This is a genomic window from uncultured Polaribacter sp., assembly GCF_947497125.1.
Lineage (GTDB): Bacteria > Bacteroidota > Bacteroidia > Flavobacteriales > Flavobacteriaceae > Polaribacter.
Genome location: NZ_CANMFI010000006.1, coordinates 56,858 through 79,388 on the forward strand (window position 1 = coordinate 56,858; position 22,531 = coordinate 79,388).

The 22,531-nt window shown below is 31.9% G+C and carries 11 protein-coding genes; all 11 read left to right on the plus strand.

Features of this window, described 5'->3' with window-relative positions; translation table 11 throughout:
* The first annotated feature begins 14 nt into the window (after positions 1 to 14).
* The 11 genes from Q0678_RS09860 to Q0678_RS09910 all read left to right on the plus strand — a co-directional run bounded on the left by Q0678_RS09860 (position 15) and on the right by Q0678_RS09910 (position 22,525).
* Positions 15 to 3,122, plus strand: coding sequence for a SusC/RagA family TonB-linked outer membrane protein (locus Q0678_RS09860; protein ID WP_299057292.1), 3,108 nt, complete (start codon positions 15 to 17; stop codon positions 3,120 to 3,122).
* Positions 3,123 to 3,149: 27 nt separating this feature from the next.
* Positions 3,150 to 4,865 carry a RagB/SusD family nutrient uptake outer membrane protein gene (locus tag Q0678_RS09865; RefSeq protein ID WP_299057295.1) on the plus strand — a complete coding sequence of 572 codons (1,716 nt, stop codon included), beginning with the start codon at positions 3,150 to 3,152 and terminating at the stop codon, positions 4,863 to 4,865.
* A 36-nt stretch (positions 4,866 to 4,901) separates the two neighbouring features.
* Positions 4,902 to 6,044 carry a DUF5627 domain-containing protein gene (locus tag Q0678_RS09870; RefSeq protein WP_299057297.1) on the plus strand — a complete coding sequence of 381 codons (1,143 nt, stop codon included), beginning with the start codon at positions 4,902 to 4,904 and terminating at the stop codon, positions 6,042 to 6,044.
* A 380-nt stretch (positions 6,045 to 6,424) separates the two neighbouring features.
* The gene (locus Q0678_RS09875; protein WP_299057300.1) at positions 6,425 to 9,958 is read left to right on the plus strand and encodes a sulfatase-like hydrolase/transferase; all 3,534 of its coding nucleotides are present in this window, start codon (positions 6,425 to 6,427) and stop codon (positions 9,956 to 9,958) included.
* 125 nt (positions 9,959 to 10,083) lie between these two features.
* Positions 10,084 to 12,195 (plus strand): BNR-4 repeat-containing protein, encoded by a 2,112-nt coding sequence (locus tag Q0678_RS09880; protein WP_299057303.1) that lies wholly within the window; start codon positions 10,084 to 10,086, stop codon positions 12,193 to 12,195.
* 211 nt (positions 12,196 to 12,406) lie between these two features.
* The gene (locus Q0678_RS09885) at positions 12,407 to 14,542 is read left to right on the plus strand and encodes a T9SS type A sorting domain-containing protein (RefSeq protein ID WP_299057305.1); all 2,136 of its coding nucleotides are present in this window, start codon (positions 12,407 to 12,409) and stop codon (positions 14,540 to 14,542) included.
* A 28-nt stretch (positions 14,543 to 14,570) separates the two neighbouring features.
* Positions 14,571 to 14,750, plus strand: a complete 180-nt coding sequence (locus Q0678_RS09890) for a hypothetical protein (protein WP_299057309.1) — start codon at positions 14,571 to 14,573, stop codon at positions 14,748 to 14,750.
* A 185-nt stretch (positions 14,751 to 14,935) separates the two neighbouring features.
* The gene (locus Q0678_RS09895; protein WP_299057311.1) at positions 14,936 to 17,914 is read left to right on the plus strand and encodes a glycoside hydrolase family 2 protein; all 2,979 of its coding nucleotides are present in this window, start codon (positions 14,936 to 14,938) and stop codon (positions 17,912 to 17,914) included.
* A gap of 3 nt (positions 17,915 to 17,917) precedes the next feature.
* A complete protein-coding gene (locus Q0678_RS09900; protein ID WP_299057313.1) occupies positions 17,918 to 18,889 on the plus strand; it encodes a Gfo/Idh/MocA family oxidoreductase in 972 nt (323 codons plus the stop codon).
* Positions 18,890 to 18,940: 51 nt separating this feature from the next.
* The gene (locus tag Q0678_RS09905; RefSeq protein ID WP_299057316.1) at positions 18,941 to 20,248 is read left to right on the plus strand and encodes a family 43 glycosylhydrolase; all 1,308 of its coding nucleotides are present in this window, start codon (positions 18,941 to 18,943) and stop codon (positions 20,246 to 20,248) included.
* A gap of 9 nt (positions 20,249 to 20,257) precedes the next feature.
* Positions 20,258 to 22,525 carry a glycoside hydrolase family 3 N-terminal domain-containing protein gene (locus tag Q0678_RS09910; RefSeq protein ID WP_299057318.1) on the plus strand — a complete coding sequence of 756 codons (2,268 nt, stop codon included), beginning with the start codon at positions 20,258 to 20,260 and terminating at the stop codon, positions 22,523 to 22,525.
* The last annotated feature ends 6 nt before the right edge of the window (positions 22,526 to 22,531 follow it).

Sequence of the window (22,531 nt, forward strand, 5' to 3'; positions counted from 1 at the left end):
TAAATATAAAAAAAATGAAGATAAATAAAATATATAAGGTATTTACCTTAACTTCTTTACTGTTTTTTTGCTTTTGCAATGTTTCTATTGCTCAAACAAAAGGTACTAAACTTAAAGCAACAGTAGTTGATGTGCAAGGCCTACCGTTAAATGCAGTTACTGTTTTTGTTTCAAACGGAAATAAGGCAACTACAGATGTAAATGGTAAATTTCAGATAAAATTATTAGGAGATGGTACCATTTCTCTTCAAAAAAAGGGCTTTATCTCTAAGACTGTAGATGTATCAAACATAGATGCAGCTATTGTTTTAGAAAAAACACCTTTCTTAACATCAAAAGAAGATGAAATTAAGATGGGCGTTGTTACTAAACATCGTAGAGATGTTAACGGAGCTATTTCAATTATTAATACCAAAGATCGCTTAACGTATGATAACACACAATTTGTAAGAAATTACATAAACGGACTTATGTTGGGTGTAAGAGGTTCAGAAAATATAAGAGGTATCGGAAATGCTGTATTTGTTATTGATGGTGTTATTGGACGAGATCCTAATATTTTAAATATGGAAGAGGTAGACCAAATAGCAGTTTTAAAAGATGCAAATGCGGTTGCTTTATATGGTAGTCAGGCAAGAAATGGTGTAATTGTAATTAATACCAAGCGTGGTAAAGTAAATAGAAAAGAAGTAAACGTAAATGTTCTTTCAGGTTTTAATACACCAGTTTCTTTACCTAATTATTTAGGTTCTGCAGAATATATGGAATTTTACAATGAAGCCTTGCAAAATGATAATGGTGTTGGTGGGGTTCCCTTTGGTCAAGATGTTATAAGTAATACTAGAAACGGATTAAACCCTTATCAATTTCCAGATGTAGATTATTATTCTACTCAATTTGTAGAGCCTTTTACAACTTATACAAATGTAATTACAGAATTTTCTGGCGGAAATGAAAAAAATCAATATTATGTTAATGTTGGTTTTAACAGAAATAGTGCTTGGGTAGATATAAATGATGATATTAATGCAGGAACTAATCGTTTTAACATTAGAGGTAATATAGATTTTAAAATTAATGATTGGATAACAAGTAGTTTAGATGGTATTGCAATTGTAAGCACAAGTAAATCATCTAGGGCAAATTTATTAGATGCAGCAACAACTATTAAGCCTAATAACTATTCGCCATTTTTACCGTTAAATTTAATTGATACTAGCAATCCTACAGTAGCTGGTCAATTACAGTCTGCAAGAACCTTTAATGGAATGCTTTTAGGAACTTCGCAGGAATTTAAAGAAAATGCACCCGTTGCATTAGCGATTGCTGGCGGATATGAAAACACTGTATTTCGTTCTACACAATTTAACAATACAATTAATTTTGATTTAGGTAAAGTAGCAAAAGGCTTGTCTGCAAAAACGTATTTAAGTTTTGATTTTTATGATTCTTATGATTTATCAATTGAGAATGAATTTAAAACGTATGCACCAGAATGGCTTGGAAATCAAATTAATAATTTTGGTATAGACAATACAGATCCTGCAAATCCAATTGCAGATAATTCACGTATTTTTGGAGAGGATAGAAAAGATCAAACAGAAAATGTTAGTACCAATGGTTTTATCTCTAGATTTGGTTTTTATGGATTGATAAATTATGAGAAAACGATAGCAGAAAATCATTCTTTAAACACTTCTTTATTAGCGTTTTATAATTCAGAAAACAGAAATGATGTTATTCAAACAGATGTAGATTCTCACATAGGTTTTCAAATGTCTTATGCATATAAAAGAAAGTTATTTGTAGATTTTAGTGGTGCCTACGTAACTTCTATAAAATTACCAGAAGGAAACAGAGGTAGTTTATCACCAACAGCCTCTTTAGGCTATGTTTTATCCGAAGAGCCATTTTTAAAAGATAATAATTTTATAAACTATTTAAAAATTAAAGTATCTGGTGGTATCATAAAGTCTGACCAAGGTATTGTTGCTGATGATAGTGATGACAGTGATTACTATTTATATGCTTCTAATTACTCAAGAGTAGGTTCTTTTAACTGGGCAGATGGTAGAACTAACAATAGACTAGGTCTTTCACAGGGCGCAAACCCAAACCTAGGTTTTGAAGAACGCATAGATTTAAATATTGGTTTTGAAACTTATTTAATGAATTCTCTATGGATTGAAGCTAATTATTTTAAAACAGAGCTTGACAAACAGGTATCTTTTTTAGAAGATAAGTATCCTTCTTTTTATAGTGCTTTTAGACCTTATGATAATTTTAATAAAAATTTATATACGGGTTTTGAGCTAGGTATAAATTTCACAAAAACTTATCAAGACCTTTCAATAAGTGCTGGTGCAAATGTTTTATACAGTCAAACAGAAGCACTAAAAAGGGTAGAATTAAATGAGTTTTCTTACCAAAATAGAGTAGGAAATGAGTTATCATCAATTTTAGGTTTACAAGATCAAGGCTTTTATCAAGAAGCAGATTTCGATATAGATACAGAAGGTAATTATACCTTAAAATCTGGCTCTCCAGTGCCTAATTTTGGTAACGTTCAGCCAGGGGATATAAAATATAAAGATCAAAACAATGATAATATCATAGATAACGATGATAGATTATTCATAGGTCAATCTAGCAGTCCATGGTCTTATGGTGTTAATTTAAATGTAAAATACAAAGCATTTAACTTTTTTGTATTGGGTACAGGACAAACAGGAGCTTTAGGTAACAAGTTAAATAGCAGTTTTAATAATTATTATGCTGTTAACGGTAACGTTAAGTACTCTGAAGTTGTTAGAGATCGTTGGACACCTTCAACAGCAAACACAGCATCGTTTCCAAGATTGTCTACTCAAACAAATCAAAATAACTTTAGAACCTCTACTTTCTGGTTATACGATAACAGCTTTTTTAACATCAATAGAGCACAGTTAACCTATGAACTAGACAGAACTTTTTGTAAGAACCTTGGTATTGAAGATTTTAGTATAAATATTTCTGGAACCAATTTACTTGAAATATCAGAAAATAGAGCAATTCGTCAATTAAGAATAGGTTCAAACCCTTTAACTAGATCTTACACTCTAGGTTTAAGAGTAGCATTTTAATTCAATTATAAAAATTAGATAAATAAAATGAAAAATTTATTAAAAAATATATTAATACTATCAGTTTTTACTGTTGTAATTGGCTGTGAAACCTTTGAGCCTATTGATGAAAACAGGTTAGATTATGAGTTTGTAAGTTCTGTTCCAGAATTTGCAGAAGGTATATTGTTAAATGGTTATACAGGTCTAGTAAATCAATATTCTTTTTCAGAAGCCGCAACAGATGATGCTGTAAACAACCAGCAAACTAATGGATACAAAAGGATAGCGCTTGGCGAATTAACTGCACAATTTAACCCTGCTGCTCGTTGGAATAACTACGAAAGAGTTTTTTGGATGAACCAGTTTTTAGAAATTGTAAATGCAGAAGAAATTGTCTGGAGTGTAGATACTGAGGTAAATAAATTATTTAATGATAGAATGAAAGGTGAAGCATTAGCTTTAAGAGCATTGCATCATTTTTATGTATTACAAGCACATGCAGGTAAAAATGCTTCAGATGAATTATTAGGAATACCATATTTTACAGAGTTTATAAAACCTGATGGTAACTTTAATGTTCCTCGATTATCATTTACAGCATCTGTTGAAGCTATTATGAAAGATTTTGATGATGCTTTAGTTTTATTGCCAACAGATTACACCAATAATGAAGGTGCCATTGACGCAAAATACAACGGTATAGACATTGACAATTATAAAAGAGTGAATGGAGCTCAATATAATTTACGTATATCTGGTAGAATTGTAAAAGCATTAAAAGCACGTTTAGCATTGTTTGCTGCTAGTCCATCTTTTTTAAATGACAACAATTTTTATACTCTAGCAGCCGAGAATGCTGCAGACATTATAAATAGTATTGGTGGTGTTGCTGGTTTAGACTCTAACGGACTTGAATTTTATTTATCTGATAGTAACATAAAAAGTAGCGAGTCTTTATGGCGAGGTTCTGAAGGAAACCCTAACACTACATATGAAGAAAGAATGTTTCCACCATCTGTAAATGGAAGTGGAGAGATTAATCCTACTCAAAATTTAGTAGATGCTTTTCCTATGATTGATGGAACACCGATAGCAGAAGCTTCTAGTTATGACTCACAAAACCCTTTTGCAAACAGAGACCCAAGGTTAGAAAAATACATTATTGTTAATGGTTCTTCTTTTGCTGGAGGAACAATAAATACTGGTTTTGGTGGTGGAATCGATCGATTAGACTCGATATCTAGATTTTCTACAACCACTGGGTATTATCTTAAAAAATTATTACGTCCAGATGCGAGAATTAATAGTGATGGAACTACATCTGGTAAAATACACGCCAATGTATACTTTAGATACACAGAATTATTTTTAATTTTAGCAGAAGCAGCAAATGAAATTGGTGGTCCTGATTTTCAAGTGCAAGGTATATCTGCAAAGGATGTAATTTCTGCAATAAGAGTAAGAGCAGGTATTACGCAACCAGATAATTATTTAGCATCTATTACAGATAAAGATGATATGAGAAAGCTTATCAGAAACGAACGTCGTATAGAACTAAGTTTTGAAGGACATAGATTCTGGGATTTAAGAAGATGGGGTGTTTCTCTTAATGAAACAGCTGTAGGTTCTTATTTTGATGGAACTTCGTATAGTCAATTACCTGTAGAAACTAGAAATTTTCAACCTTTTGCAACGTATATGCCTATACCAAATGCAGAAACTATTAAGTTTCCAGAATTGGAGCAAAATAATGGTTGGTAATATAATTTTCTACTAAAACAAACAAAAATATTAAAAATGAAAAATAAATTAGTAATAATATTCGCTTTTGCTCTAGCTTTTATAGCTTGTGAAAATCAAGAAAATTCATTTGATGACTTTGGTTCAACTGCTGTATACTTTCCATTTCAGACACCTATTAGAACATTAATACAAGGAAGGTATGATTTAGGGTTTAATGATAATGATAATAATGGTAGGTTTGAAATAGGACTTACTATGACTGGTGTTTATGAAAATACAGAAGATAGAACAGTAGGTTTTGAACTTGCACCAGACTTAATAGATGCTGCTGCATTAGGTTTAGATACTGTTAATGTAAAAATATTACCAGCATCTTATTATACTATTGAGCAAGAAAGCCCTTTAACCATTCCTGCGGGATCTATTAAAGGTCGTATTCCTGTTCAATTAACTGATGATTTTTTTAACGACCCATTAGCTTATGCTGGAGAAAATGAAGTTCATTATGTAGTTCCTTTAAAAATTACAAATTATGAAGGAATAGATTCACTTTTAACAGGTGTTCCTGCTGAAGGTGTTTTAAATCCTATAAAAATTAAAGCAGACGATTGGGAGACATTACCTAAAGATTATACTTTGTATGGTATTAAATTTACAAACAAGTATAGTGGTATATATTTACGTCGTGGAGAAGATATTTTTCAAGGAACTAAAGATTCTTTAAACATTTCATCGGGTATTAGAATAGACAATCCTAACTATTCTGATACTGTAATTTACAGTAAAGAATATGTAGAGCAAGATGAATTAACTTCAGTAATTACTAGTGGTAAAAACCAAGTAACTAATACAAATTTAATTAAAAGAGGTACTATTTCTAGTGATAAAGAGTTGGCTATAACATTAGAAGTTAGTGATAATGGAGATGTAATAGTTTCTCCAGTAGAAAACGGTAATCAAACTGTTACAGGTTCTGGAAAATGGGTTGAAGATGGAGATCAATGGGGTGGAAAAACACAAAATGTACTTTATTTAGAATACCAATTTACAGATATTGATACCATTCAGTATAAAACATTTGGTAGAGTAACTGATGAAGTATATATTAATTTCCAGCACCAAGTTAAAGATACCTTAGTAGTTAGAGATAGAAATATAAAGTTTGAAGAATTTATTATTAATTTAGAAAAAAATTAGTACTAAAATCTATTTATTATTAAAAACCCTTCATTATAATTATAATGAAGGGTTTTTAATTTTTATCTTGTTAAAATAAATTTGCATTACCTACTTTAGTTTGTATTTAATACTAGGAAATTGGAATTGTATGGTTTTGAGATAGATTTAAATTAGAATGAAACAAGAACTTAACCGTCTTAGAAATGTTTTTACAGACAATACATTTTAATTTTATTAGTCACTATTATAATATTTTTCAGTAATTCCTTTTACATACAATCAGTAAAAGTTTTCAGGACAGGACAGGATACAATAGCTTACCTTTATTTTTACATTTATCGGTATCAATAATTTTGTAAAAAACAAAGTCAGTTTATTAATATTTAAGAGAATATTCTATGTTTAAAAATAGTTTTTTATTAGTTCTAATTTGTTCATTATACAGTTTTAATACTGTAACTGCACAAAAAAACACAAATTCAGAAAAACCGAACATCATTTTTATTTTAACAGATGATCAACGTTTTGATGCCATTGGTTATGCAGGAAATAAATTTGTGCAAACTCCAGAAATGGACAATTTAGCAAAGGCAGGAACCTACTTTAATTCAGCCATTGTAACAACACCAATTTGTGCAGCAAGTAGAACTAGTATTTTAACAGGTTTACATGAAAGAACTCATAACTTTAATTTTCAAACAGGAAATGTTAGAGATGAATACATGGATGCTTCTTATCCAAGATTGTTAAAAGACAATGGATATTATACAGGTTTTTATGGTAAATATGGTACTAGATATAATGATTTAGACAAGCAGTTTAATGAATATGAGTCTTATGATAGAAACAACAGATTTAAAGATAGAAGAGGCTATTATTACAAAACCATAGGAAAAGATACGGTACACTTAACTAGATATACAGGGCAACAAGCCATTGATTTTATTGATAAAAATGCCGATAATAACCAACCTTTCTGTTTATCGTTAAGTTTTAGTGCACCTCATGCACATGATCCTGCAGAAAAACAATATTTCTGGCAAAGTACTATGGATGCAATGTTAGAAAACACAACCATGCCAAAGCCTGCATTAGCAGACGATAAGTACTTTAATGCACAACCAGAAATTGTTAAAAAAGGATTTAACAGATTGCGTTGGACTTGGAGATACGACAATCCAGAAAAGTACCAACATAGTTTAAAAGGGTATTATAGAATGATTTCTGGAATAGATGCAGAAATCACTAAAATACGTGCGAAGTTAAAAGAAAAAGGGCAAGACAAAAATACCGTTATCATTGTAATGGGAGACAATGGTTACTTTTTAGGTGAAAGACAAATGGCCGGAAAATGGTTGATGTATGACAATTCAATTAGAGTACCTTTAATTGTTTTTGATCCTAGAGAAAACAGTCATCAAGATATAGATGATATGGTCTTAAATATCGATGTTACACAAACTATTGCAGATTTAGCAGGTGTAAAAGCGCCTAAATCTTGGCAAGGAAAAAGTTTAATGCCAATTGTAAAACAACAAAAGAAATCTATAGAAAGAGATACTATTTTAATAGAACATATTTGGGACTTTAGCGAAATTCCACCAAGTGAGGGAGTGCGTACTAAAAAGTGGAAGTATTTTAGATATGTAAATGATAAGACTATAGAAGAGTTCTATGATTTAGAAAAAGATCCTCAAGAAATTAAAAACCTTGTTGGTAAAAGAAAATACAAAGAGGTTTTAGCAAACTTAAGAGCAAAGACAGAAGAATTAATTCAAAAAAACAGTGATCACTTTAGAGCTGCTCCGTCAGATTTAACAGTAGAATTAATTAGAGAGCCAACTACAGAGGTAAAAATTTTCGATTTAAAACCAGAATTTGGATGGACTGTTCCTTTAGGAGCAAAATACCAAGGTGCATATCAAATTTTAGTAGCATCAAACAAAGCAAGTATAGATGCAAATAATGGCGATATTTGGGATAGTGGTAGAGTAGCATCATCAAAATCTACAGATGTAGAGTTTACAGGAAATGAGTTAGAAGTAGATAAAACATATTTCTGGAAAGTTAGAATTTGGGACGAAGCAAATCGTTTAGTTGATTATTCTGAGGCGCAACAATTTACAACAGGTAAAAGTGATGACTACATTATTTCTACAGAAAATAAATATTTAGTAGATAAGGTAAAACCTATTGCTTTTGAAAATAGAGGAGATTTTTATTTCATGGATTTTGGTAAAGCTGCTTTTGCAACTATCGACTTTAATTATATAGCTAAAGAACCTCATACATTAACCGTTAGAATTGGTGAAATGCTAGATGTTAATGGGAATGTAAATAGAACACCACCAGCAAAAAGTAACATTCGTTACCAAGAAATTAAGGTGAATGTAACTCCTGAAAAGACAACTTACCAAATAGAAATTAATCCGGTTCCAGACAAGCGTATGAAAGGGCCAAGTAAGGCAATTCCTTTACCAGAAGGCTTCCCTGTACTACAACCTTTTAGATATGCTGAAGTAGAGGGCGCAAAAACTTCATTAAAAGCTGCAGATTTCGAACAATTAAGACACACAGGTTATTGGGAAGATGATGCAAGTAACTTTAGCAGTAACAATAATATTTTAAATCAAGTTTGGGATTTTTCTAAATATTCTATCAAAGCAACCACTTTTAACGGATTGTATGTAGACGGAGATAGAGAACGTATACCTTATGAGGCAGATGCATATTTAAATCAATTAAGCCATTACACAACAGATAGAGAGTTTGCCATTGCTAGAAGAACCATAGAGTATTTTATGGAGAACCCAACATGGCCTACAGAATGGCAACAACATGTAGCGTTGTTAATTTATGCAGATTACATGTATACAGGCAACACAGAATTGATAGAACGTTATTATGAGCCGTTAAAGCACAAAACACTTTTTGAGCTATCAAATGAAGACGGTTTAATTACATCTACAAAAGTAACAGAAGAGTTTATGTATAAGTTAGGTTTTAAATCTGGTTATAAAAAACCATTAACAGATATTGTAGATTGGCCTTCTAAGAATTTTGCGGGTAGTAAAACAAAAGGAGAAAGAGATGGGTTTGTATTTAAACCTTACAGTACTGTAATTAATGCTTTCTTTTATGAAAACATGAAAATTATGTCTGAGTTTGCTAAATTATTAGGAAAAACACAAGAAGCCTTAGATTTTGAATATAGGGCTGCAAAAGCTAAAAAAGCAGTAAACGAACAAATGTTTAATAAAGAAAAAGGAATCTATGTAGATGGTATTGGTACAGACCATTCTTCTTTACACGCAAATATGATGCCTTTAGCATTTGGTTTGGTTCCAGAAGAGCACTATCAATCTGTAGTAGATTTTGTAAAATCTAGAGGAATGGCTTGTAGTGTTTATGGAGCCCAATTTTTAATGGATGGTTTATACAATGCAGGTGAAGAAGATTATGCACTTGAATTATTGGCAAGTAAAGCTAAGAGAAGTTGGTATAATATGATTCGTATAGGATCTACAATTTCTTTAGAAGCTTGGGATTATGAGTATAAAGTAAATTTAGATTGGAACCACGCTTGGGGTGCAGCACCAGCAAATGTAATTCCTAGAGGATTATGGGGTATTAAACCTAAAACACCAGGTTTTGGTATTGCTACGATTAAGCCTCAAATGAGTAAATTAAAGTCTAGTGCTATAGAAGTACCAACTGTAAGAGGAACAATAAAGGCAAGTTACAAGCACAATGGGCCGAGATTACAAACGTATGAAATTGAAATACCAGGTAATATGGTTGCAGAATTTTCTTTGAACGGTTCTGAAGGAAAAGAATTTATACACAATGGAAAAAGCGTTCCATCTGCATTTAAAATTGTACGATTAACGCCAGGTAAACATACCATTCAGTTAAAAATTAATTCTTTTTAAAGGGTGATGAATACTACAATCGAGTACATATATAAATTTAATAAAAGGTAGCTTTTAACTACCTTTTATTGTTTAATAAGTTTGGCAAAAAATATATATCTAATTTTAAAAACAACTTTGTAAATATGAAAAAAGTAATATTCTCTGTTTTATTGATCTGTTTTTTCAATCAAATTCAAGGGCAAACAAAACTAGCTGTAACCTTAAATGAGGCTACAAAAGTGACAAAAGAAAATGAAGGAGGTTTATTTTTTGCAGGTACTAAAGATGTAAATTATAGATTTAGTCAAAGAATTTCTCCTCACGGAGATTGTTTAGATGTAGTAAATGGGTATGCATTTGTAACATGGTATAAAGGCGGAATGGATACCCGTAATTTAATGCTTTCCAGAAAAAACTTAAACATAGAAAATTCACCTTGGGTAACAATAGAGTTTCCTCATAAACATATCGGTCAAGGAGGAGAACTTTTAAATGGCACTGGTATTAGAGGAGATTCTCATAATACAGCTGCAATAGGTATTAGTACTTTAGACAATACAATTCATATTATTTATGACATGCATGCCTATAACGAAACTAGTTTGCCTAACGATTTTTTTAACTATTCTGTCTCTAAAAAAGAAATGGCATTTGTACCCGATGAAGAATTTACATTGGCAATTTTTAATGCTAAAAGAAATTATTTAAAACAAGGGCAAAATTATGAACGGATGACCTATCCGATGATTCATAGAGCTGCAGACGGTAGTTTGTTATCGCGATATAGAAAAGGAGGTTCTGGAAACGGAGATATTTTAATGGCACATTATAATGGTACTTCTTGGTCTAACAATTGGTTGTTTCACGATGGTACGTTGCCATTGCCAGACAGAAATAATATGTATGGAGGAGAACGTTTTTTAAACGGTAAATTGTATTCAGGTTTTTCTATACGGTATGCAAACAATAATAATGCAAACCCCTCAAATGGATATTCCTATAATAGTGGTTTGTATTACGCATATACCAATGGAATTCCTAAAAACCAATCAACACAGTGGTTTAATGCAGATGACAACCCCATTGTATTACCCATAATTAATAATCTAGATCCAAATCTAGATCCTGTGCAAATAGGACAGCCTGGCGATGATTATGGCACACAAACCAACCCAAGAACCACAAGCGACCCTTCTTGGACAGTAACAGAAAATGGGGCAATTCATTTTATTACAAGAGTAGACAATATCAATGTACATTATTTTAAGAAAGCTACTGATACTGATTTTTCGAGTGCTGCTGGCGGATTAATACCAAACCCACAGACTAGAGGAGAAATCTACAGTTATAAGAACCATGTTTTTATGGTAGAGATTATTAGTGGAAAGGTATATGTTAAAACTACTTTAGAAGGCGAAAATAACTGGAAAATAGTATATGTAGGTCAAGAAGAATCTATACGTTTTAATCATTTTGATGCCTTTGTTGAAGCTAATAAACTCTATGTGTATTTAATGGAAGACACCGGTAATAATACGGTAGGTGAAGGAGATAAGCGTCCGTTGTATTTTCAAGAATTTACCCTGTCTGAAGAAGAGGAGCAAGAAGAAGTAGCACCAACGGTTCTTTTAGAAGCAGAAAATTTTACCACAGCTTCAAGTGATATTCAAATTGGTACCAGTTCTTCAGCATCAGGCGGTGAATACGTAGATTCTTTTGCTAGCAACCAATTTTTAGAATATAAATTTACCATCACAGAAGCAGATGAGTACGATATTGTGTTATTTGTTGCAGTAAGAAATAGAGATGACTCTGTAATGGATGTCGAAATAAATGGGCAGCTCTATGAGAATTTTTTGGTTACTAAAACTGGAGATTGGAACATTTATGGAGAAAATAAAATTGAAAATGTGAGTTTGAATCAAGGAGAAAATACATTGAAACTTACACAAAAAAGATCTTTATCTAGTGAGCCTGATAAAATAGAAATTTTATCAAAAACTGCTTTAAACATCAAGAGTTTCAACCAAAATAATATTGGTATTTATCCAAACCCAAGTGAAGGTATATTTAATTTAAATACATCTATTCAGAATATTGAATATCAATTGATAACTATACAAGGTGTTATTTTACAACAAGGTATTATCAATAAAAATCAACTTGATTTTTCTAGTTATGCAAAAGGTATTTATGTATTACGATTAAATACAGAAGATAATAATGCTTTTATAAAGCGAATAATTATAGAATAGAAAATACTTTTTTCATTACACTATTTAAGCTAAAATACGTTACTTTCTTTGGTCTATTTTTAGAGATCAATATTTTTTTAGTTAAAAAAAAACAATACTATATTACCTTTAAAATATACTATATTAATAAAAAACAGTACAGTGCAGGATACTTGAGTATGGTTTCGGTTTTATATTGCAAAAAATCTCTCATTAAATAAATTTAAAAATTATGAAGAAAATTTTACACAAATTATTATTTGCAGCACTGCTTATAAGTGGATTCTCATTTTATAGCCAAACAGCACTACCTGGCACTGTTGAAGTAGAAACTGGTACTTTCGGTGGAGTAGTTGGAACTTCTGGTTCAGGTATAAATAATTTACGTGGTGGTAGTGCCAATTTTGTAACAAATAATGTTATTGTTGCAGTTGCTGGAAATTATGATTTTACATTCACCTATAACAGAAGTGGTGCAGGAGCAGCATCAGTAACTATGGAAATAGTAGATCCTGCTACAGGTTTATTTTCAGCATTTGCTATGCCACAAACAAGTGGTGCTGGAACAATAACAAAAACAGCTGTTACCTTACCTATTGGTACCTATGATATTAAATTTTATAATGCTAATGGTAACGGATTTTCTTTAGATAAATACGAAGTAACAGCTTCAACTGCACCCATACCTCCAACAATGACATCTACCAAAGTTGGTAATTGGAATGATCCAACTGTTTGGACAGTTTCTGGAACAGCTGCAACTACTCCAAGCACAACACCTACTGCAGAATATGATGTTGTTTTAGGTCATGTTGTAACAATACCTTCGAATATGGGAGCTGCAACAGCGAAATCAATCGGGTCTACTTCTGGAGCTCAATTGATATTACGACAAAATAATACGCTAACAGTTGAAGGAGATATTTCTCTTGCCAGATCTAATGATGGGATGATTTTGTACGCTCAAAACGGAAACTTTTCTACGGTTACTATTGGCGGTACTTACGCTACGGGTAAGAAGACTACTATTGTAAAAAGACTGTTACAAGATAAATGGACGTTAGTATCATCAGGTTTAAAAAATTCAAGACAGTTTAAAACACTCGATGACTCAAGAAATTATACCGTTAAAGTAGGAGATAAATATGCTTTTGGCTCTTATGATGATTCTAGACCTGTTTATGATGCAACTGCAGATGCAGGGACAACCGGTAAATATGAGTATGTTACTGATGATCATGGAAATGGACCTGAATGGGGTAGTGGAATAGGATGGGCTACGAAGTCAGATGAAAATACAACCATTACTTCAGATTCAAAACATGATGTAGTGTTTCAAGGAGATTTACATGATGATGATGTTTCCGTTGCTCTTGCTAATGCAGGTTTCCATTTGGTAGGAAACCCTTATCCAACGTATTTATATGGGAATAATGCAACAGCAGATGCTACCAATAATGTGTTAACTTTAAATAATGCTGGGCTATCAGAAGCTACCTTATGGTTTTGGGATTCTGCAAACGAATCATGGATAACAAAAAACCAATCTAGTGGAGCATATCATATAAGTCCACTTCAAGGCTTTTTTGTAAAGTCTAGTTCAGCTGGCAATTTTAATTTTACAGAAGAGATGCAGACACACACTTCTAATGGAGATACTTTTAATAGGTCAGAAAATAATAGATTTGAGATAGATTTGTCTATTGCAAATGAAGAAAAGACTTCAAGTACTTCTATAAGATATATAAATAACAAAACTAAGTCTTTCGACAATGGTTATGATAGTTCATTATTTGACGGTTATGCATCAGCATTAGAGGTTTACACAGGTTTAGTAGCTGGTAATTCTGGCAAAAAATTAGCAATTCAATCGTTGCCTAATGAAAATTATGAAGATATGGTTGTACCTGTTGGAGTAACTGCAGCAGCAAATTCTGAGATTGAGTTTTCTGCAGAAGCATTAAACATTCCTTCAGGATACAAAGTGTTTTTAGAAGATAGAGCCAATAATACATTTACAAGATTAGATGAAGCAAATGCAAAATATACTGCTACTGTAACAGATGCGTCAACAGAGGGTCGTTTTTTCTTGCATACTTCTATGCAATCTGCATTAAGTGTGGAAGATGCATTGTTAAATAGTGTAAGTATTTACAAGTCTAATGCAACAACATTAAGAGTTGTTGGTTTGTCTCAAGGAGAAGCTAGTGTAAAATTATTTAATGTAATGGGTAAACAAGTAATGAGTTCTAGTTTTAATGCACAAGGCGTTAAAGAAATCGCATTGCCAAGTCTATCTACTGGTGTTTATATTGTTCAATTAGAAACTGAAGCAGGAACATTGAATAAAAAAATCATTTTAGAATAATTACAAGCATTTAAAAAGACAATACATCATGAAAAAAAATATAGAAAACAAAAAAGGTACTACTCAAGATATTTCTCGTAAAGACGCGATAAAAAAGATAGGTAGTTATGGTAAATATGCAGCACTTACTGCATTAGGTACCTATATGATTTTAAACCCACAGAAAGCTCAGGCACAAAGTCCTGAAGCTCCTGGAACAGGTTTTTAATCAGCAGTAAAATTTATTTTAAAAAATCCCAATTTTATAAAATTGGGATTTTTTTATGTTTATAAACCATATAGTACAGGACACAAATTTAAGTTGTTAATTATAATTTGCAATTCATTTTTTTATGTTTTTTACCGATTAAATTGCAATCCAATACTAATAAATAATAAGCCAAATTAAATTTTATGTCAAATATTTACAAATCATTTTTCTTACTTACATTTATAAGTGTTTTGTCAATTTCTTGTAAAAAACAACAAGATGCAATAAAATCTAAAGGAAATAGAATTAAATATAATTTTAATCCGGATTGGAAATTCATTAAAGAAAATCCAGAAAATGCTCAAAATATAGATTTTGACGATTCAGATTGGATTACAATAAGTACGCCACACACTTTTAACGATGTAGATACTTTTGATGATATGAGTTTGGGTGGTCATAAAGGTGAAAAAAACCAATGGAGGGGTACAGTCTGGTACAGAAAACACTTTAAACTTCCAAAAGAAGATTCAGAAAAAAAAGTGTTTATAGAGTTTGAATCTGTACGTCAAATAGCAGATGTATATATCAATGGAAAATATCTAGGTCAAAATCAAACAGGCTTTATTCCTTTTGGTTATGATATTAGTAAACATTTAAAATTTGGTTCAGAAGAAAATATTATTGCTGTAAAAGTAAATAACGATAGGAATAGTGATAATTTTAGAGACAATGATCCTTTAGTATGGAATCACGAGCATTGGCATCCAACTCACGGAGGAATTTACAGAAATGTGTTCTTACACACCATGGATCCTTTACATATTACACTTCCATTATATGACAATTTAGAAACTGTTGGAACTTACGTATATGCAGAAAATATTAGTGCAGAAAATGCAGATGTAACTACAAATGCAGAGGTGAAAAATGATTATAATACAGCTAAAAATGTAACATATTTAACGCAAATTGTAGATAGAGAAGGTAAAGTTGTTGCAACATCTACAGCAAATAAAGAATTAAAAGCAGGAGAAAAATACACGTTTTCTACAACTGCTAGTGTTAAAAATCCAAATCGTTGGTATACACGTAAACCTTATATGTATAAGGTTTTAACCTTTTTAAAAGAAGGAAATACTATTGTAGATAGATACGAAACTCCTTTAGGAATTCGTAGTTTCGATTTTAATAAAGATGCTGGTTTTTATAATAATGGCGAACATGCAAAATTACATGGTTGGGGACAAAAACCAACCAATGCTTGGGCAGGTTTAGGTGCAGCTTTACCAGATTGGTTAAGAGAATACACTTTTAAGATGATGGACGAAGCTGGAGGTAACTTTATTAGATGGGGACATTGTGCAGGTTCACCAGCAGAAATTGCTTTAGGAGATAAATATGGTTTTGTAACTTTAATGCCAGGAGTTTCAGGGGAATCTCAAGATGAAGGAGAAGTTTGGGATATTCGTATCAAAGCTTTTAAAGATATGATTGTGTATTACAGAAATCATCCTTCTATTTTTATTTGGGAAGGTGGTAATTGGGCAGAAACAGAGGTACATTATAAAGAAATTTTAGACATCATAAATACCTTTGATCCTAAAGGGAAACGTTTAATGGGAAACAGAAGATCAGATACTAAAGTAGAATCTGAAAAATATGTAACCATAGAAATAGGTACAGAAGGTTGGGAAAGAGAATTTGAAAGGTTACCAATTATAGAAAGTGAATACATGAGAGATGAGGCTCCTAGACGTATTTGGGATCAATTTTCCCCTGATGATAATTTTTATAATCACCCTAATATAGACAGAAATACATACGATTTAAATTCAGAAGAATTTGCAGTAGGTCAAGTAAGCCATTGGTGGACAAAAATGGGCAGAAAACCATTTCATGTGGGTGGTGCAAATTGGGTGTTTTCAGATGGTACTCATGGAGGAAGAAACCCAACAGAAGTAACAAGAGCAAGTGGAGAGGTAGATGCTGTTAGATTGCCAAAAGAAGCTTTTTATACTGTAAAAGCAATGTGGAGGCCAGAAGCACAAATTCACTTAGTTGGGCATTGGAACTACAAGGAAGGTACTATAAAAGACATGTATGTAGTTTCTAATTGTTCTTTAGTAAAACTATATGTAAACGGAAAATTATTAGATACAGATTCAGAACCAGAAAATGGTTATGTATTTAAATTCCCAAAGATTACTTGGCAAAAAGGAGAAATAAAAGTAGAAGGTTATTTAAATGATAAATTATTAGTTTCTCAAACAAAAAAGACGATTGGAAAACCTGTTGCCATTAAATTAACACCAATTACTGGTGCAAAAGGATGGCTTGCAGATGGTTCTGATATTGCCTTAGTAGATTTTGAAGTGGTTGATGAAAATGGAGATAGATGTCCATTAGATGCAGATCGCGTAGACTTTACAATTTCTGGCCCAGGTGTTTGGAGAGGAGGTTACAATAGTGGAAAAGAAAATTCTACAAATAATTTATTTTTAGATACAGAAGCTGGTATTAATAGAGTTGCAATTCGTTCTTTATTAGAAGCAGGAGAAGTAACTATAACAGCATCTAGAAAAGGCTTACAATCAGCAAGTATTTCGTTGAATTCTAAATCAATTTCTATTGTTGATGGATTGACAAAAGAACTTCCTCAAGTATATTACCAGGGTACTGTTGTAGAGGAGCCAACACCCGTTCACATTCCGGAAATGCCACCGTATGTTGCTGGTGTTAAAAATAGAAGTAAATTATTTACCAATTTTAGCTATACAGGAGATGGCAAAGCCATGTTAAGAACTACCATGAATTGGGGTAAAAAAGCATACACAGATGTAGATCAAAATTATACAGTTATTCCGGGATATTTAAGATTTGGAGAATATATAAGAACTCCAAATTCTGATAACAAATATTGGGCTAGAGATCAGTTGCAGTTTATTGCTGGAGCAGATATGCACATTTATATACTACATGATGATCGTGTAAAAAGACCTGCTTTTTTATTAGAAGATTACAAAGATAATGGAGACAATGTAAAGGTTGGAGATGTTGTAATGTCTGTTTTTAAAAGAACCGCCAAAAAGGGAGAAAGTATCATTATGGCAGGTAATAGTGATAATGGTGTGCCTAAACAAAGTAGGATGTATACTGTTATTGGAAAAAAAGTAAAGTAAAAAATGAGTACAAAAAATATTAATTGGGGTATTATTGGTTGCGGAGATGTCGCAGAAATAAAAAGTGGTCCTGCTTTTCAGAAAGTAGAAAATTCCGCCCTAATTAGTGTAATGAGAAGAAACAAAGAAAAAGCAAAAGATTTTGCAAAAAGACATAACGTTGCTCATTGGACTTCAAACGCCATAGACATTATTAATCATAAAGATATTAATGCTGTTTATATTGCAACACCACCCTCTTCTCATTTAGAATATGCATTAAAAGCAATAGAAGCTAATAAACATGTCTATCTAGAAAAACCAATGGTGTTAAACAGTAAAGAAGCAAGCATACTGTCTAAAGCTGTTAAAAAAGGAAATTCAAAAGTAACTGTTGCGCATTATAGAAGAAAATTGCCAAATTTTATTGCAGTAAAAGAAATGTTAGAGGCAGAACTAATAGGAGATGTTACCCATGCAATGCTTACTATTTCTCAATCAAAAAAAGCAAATTTAATTGCCAAAACAGCTGTAAATTGGAGGGTAAACCCAGAAATATCAGGAGGTGGTTATTTTCATGACATTGCTCCACATCAAATAGATTTAATGTACTATTATTTTGGTGATATAGATACTATGAAAGGAATTGATATAGAAAACTATAAACGTTCTAAAGATGTTGTGAAAGGAGAAATACAATTTAAAAACGGAGTTCAGTTTAAAGGAAGTTGGAATTTTAACGCTTCTACAGATGTAGACAATTGTACAATTTATGGAGAGAACGGTACCATCTCTTTTTCTTTTTACGGCAATGAGATTAAGGTTATTTTAGAAGAACACACTCAAACATATACTTTTAACAACCCAAAACACGTGCAACAACCATTGATAGAAAAAACAGTTGCTTATTTTCTAGGCAATACTTCAAACCCTTGTTCTATTGAAGAAGGAGTAGTTGTAACACAAGTTATGGATACTTTTTGTGGAATTAAATAGATGAGCAGAAATATTAAGATGCATAAAATAACTTTTATTTTACTGATTTTTATGTCAGTACCACTTGTTGCGCAAAATCCAATTGTACCTAATCAAGGTTTAAACGATCCTCATATTCATATATTTAATGATACAGCATATGTGTATGCATCGCATGACAAATCTGCAAATAATAAGAAATTTATTATGGAAGATTGGTGGGTTTGGTCTTCACCAGATTTAGTTAATTGGACAAAAAAAAGTGTTTTAAAACCACAAGACACCTACATAGGTAAAGATTTTACCAGCTGTTGGGCAACAGATGTTGCATATAAAAACGGAAAATATTATTGGTATTTTTCTGAAGGAAATCAGCAAACAGGAGTTGTTGTGGGAGATTCTCCTGTGGGACCTTGGAGAGATCCTTTAGGAAAACCACTTTTAACGTCAGAATTAACACCTACAGATGAATATGACATGGCTATTTTTGAAGAAAATGGCGCCCATTATATCATTTTTGGTGTTTGGGAGTATTACATTGCTAAGCTGAATGATGATATGATTAGTTTGGCAGAGAAACCCAAAAAGCTCATTGTTAACAACCCAAGAGGCCCATATAATTTAGACGGTAAAAATTCAGAAAAACCAACCGATGACAAGCCTTTTGTGCATAAATATAATGGAAAGTATTATTTGTCTTGGGGATGTTTTTATGCAATGGCAGATAATTTATACGGGCCTTATGATTATAAAGATACTGTTATAAAACAAGAAAGTTTTGCAGAAGGGTATGATGCTCCAACTTGGCCAACAGGTTTTTTACAAGGTAGACACGGTTCTTTTTTTGAATGGAACAATCAGTGGTATTATGCTTATTGCGATATCAGCCAGACCGGAAACAGATATTTTAGAGATACATTTATTAGTTACGTTCACTATAAAGAAAATGGAGAAATGGCTACCATTAGAGTTGATGGAGTTGGTGTAGCAAATTACGATGCAAATTCTAAAATAGAAGCAGAAGATTATTTTAAAGCTAAAGGAGTAAAGAAAGAAGAAACTAATAGTGGTTTTGTAATAACAACAACAGACACAAAAAGTTATTTAAATTTTACGAATGTAAAAGGTTTAAAGAATACATCAAAATTAACTTTAAAAACTTCAGCAAAAAAGGAAGGAAAATTTATAATAAAAATATTAAAAGATAGTTTGCAAGGAGAAATGATAGCTTCTAAAGTTTTTGAAATAAAACAGAGAAATCAATTTAAAGAGATATCTTTCGAACTTAAAAAGCTAACATCAAAAGAAAATATATATTTAACCATAGAACAATTAACAAACAATCAATTACAAATTGATTCATTTTCATTTTCAAAATAAAAACAACCGATGAAAAAATTACTAATTTTAAGTTTATCAATTACTCTTTTTTATGCTTGTGGAGAAACAGCCTCAAAAAAAGATTACAAAGACGCTTCCTTATCAATAGATGAGAGAGTAGAAGCTTTATTACCACTAATGTCTACGGAAGAAAAAGTAGCTCAAATGAGAATTTTTCATGCAAATATTGGTACAAAACCAGATGCAAACGGAAATTTAAAATTATCTGATAGAGTTATTAAAAAACTAAAATTAGGTATTGCAGGTGTAAAAAATCCAGGAGAACATATAGATCCTGTGGCTGCAGCGAAAATGAATAATGAATTGCAGAAATACATCATAGAAAATAATAGATGGGGTATTCCTGCATTGTTTGTAACAGAATCTTACAATGGTGTAGATGCAGCTGGTTCTACTGTTTTTGGTAGACCAATGACATCTGCAGCTTCATTTAATCCAGAATTGGTGCAAAGACAATGGGATGTTGTTGGTAAAGAAGCGCGTTTAAGAGGTATGCATATGTGTCATTCACCAGAAGCAGATATTGTTAGAGATCCGCGTTTTGGTAGAATGAGTGAGGCTTTTGGAGAAGATACTTATTTAACGACACAAATGGTAAAAAATGCTATTATTGGTGTGCAAGGTAATTATGAAGGTTTAGGAAATGGAACTCATATTGGTGCTGTTGCAAAACATTTTGCAGGATACGGACAAGTGTTAGGTGGTTCTAATTTTGCTGCCATAGAAATATCTGAAAGAACGTTAATTGATGAAATTTATCCACCTTTTGAAGCAGCAGTAAAAGAAGCAAAAACATTAGGAATTATGGCTTCTCATGGAGATTTAAATGGGGTGGCTTCTCATGGTAATCCAGAATTATTAACAGGAGTATTAAGAGATCAATGGGGTTTTGATGGGTATGTAGTTTCAGATTCTAATGACATTGCACGCTTGTACTATTTTATGGGAGTTGCAGAGTCGCCAGAGGCAGCTGCACAAATGGGCTTAGAAGCTGGTATTGATATCGATTTATATGCAGAAGATTCTTACTCTTATTTGCCTAAAATGGTAGAAAAAAATCCTGAATTAATGAAACTAATAGACCGATCTGTAAGACGTGTTTTAAGAACAAAATTCATACTAGGTTTGTTTGATAATCCTTATATCGATTTAGAAGAAACTAAAAAAGGTGTGCGTGCAGCAAGTTCTTTAGAGTTAGCTAAAGAGTCTGATTTAGAGTCTGTTATTTTGTTAAAGAATGACGATAATACATTGCCTTTAAACAAAAACAAATCTACAAGAGTAGCATTATTAGGGCCTTTATTAAAAGAAAACACTAAAGAAATGTTTGAAGCTGCTATAGGTGATGCAAAAGTTAAATTTATTGCAGAAAAAGGGTTTAACTTAACAAATGAAAAAGGAGGAGCTCCAGAATTATTAGATAGAGATCCAAAAGCAATTGCCAAACTTGTAAATACCGCTAAAAGAGCAGATGTTGTAGTCTTGTTTTTAGGAGGAGATGAGTTTACTGCAAAAGAGGCATATTTTAGCAATAGTACTTTAGGAGATAGAGCTACTATAGATCCTGTGGGGCCACAAGACGAGTTGGTAGAAAAAATTACAGCATTAGGTAAAAAAGTAATTGTGGTTTTAAAACACAGAAGAACGTTATCTATTAATACAATTGCAAAAGAGGCAGATGCCATTTTAGATACTTGGGATTTAAGCGAATTTGGAGATCATTCTACCGCTAAAATTATTTTTGGTGATGTTTCTCCTTCAGGGAAATCTCCTGTTACCATTCCAAGGTCTATCGGGCAATTACCATATCATTATAGTATGAAAGAAATCAATTATAAAAAAGAATACTTATTTTTAGAGAAAGGACCAATTTATCCTTTTGGACATGGTTTAAGTTATGGTGATTTTGAGTATTCAGACATTAAACTTTCTAATTCAGAAATTACACCAGAGAGCGAAATTATTGCAAGTGTTACAGTTACCAATAAAGGAAATGTAAAAGCAAAAGAAGTTGTGCAGATGTATTTGAAAGATGAAATAGGATCTGTAACAAGACCAGATAAAGAATTAAAAGGTTTTGATAAAATTGAATTAGCAGCAGGAGAAAGCAAAACCGTATCATTTACCATTAACCCAAAAATGTTAGAATTTACAGGTATTTCTATGGAAAAAGTTTTAGAGGCAGGAGATTATACTGTAAAAATAGGAACTTCATCACAAGAATACTTAGAAACAACATTTAAATTAAAAAAATAAATAGTT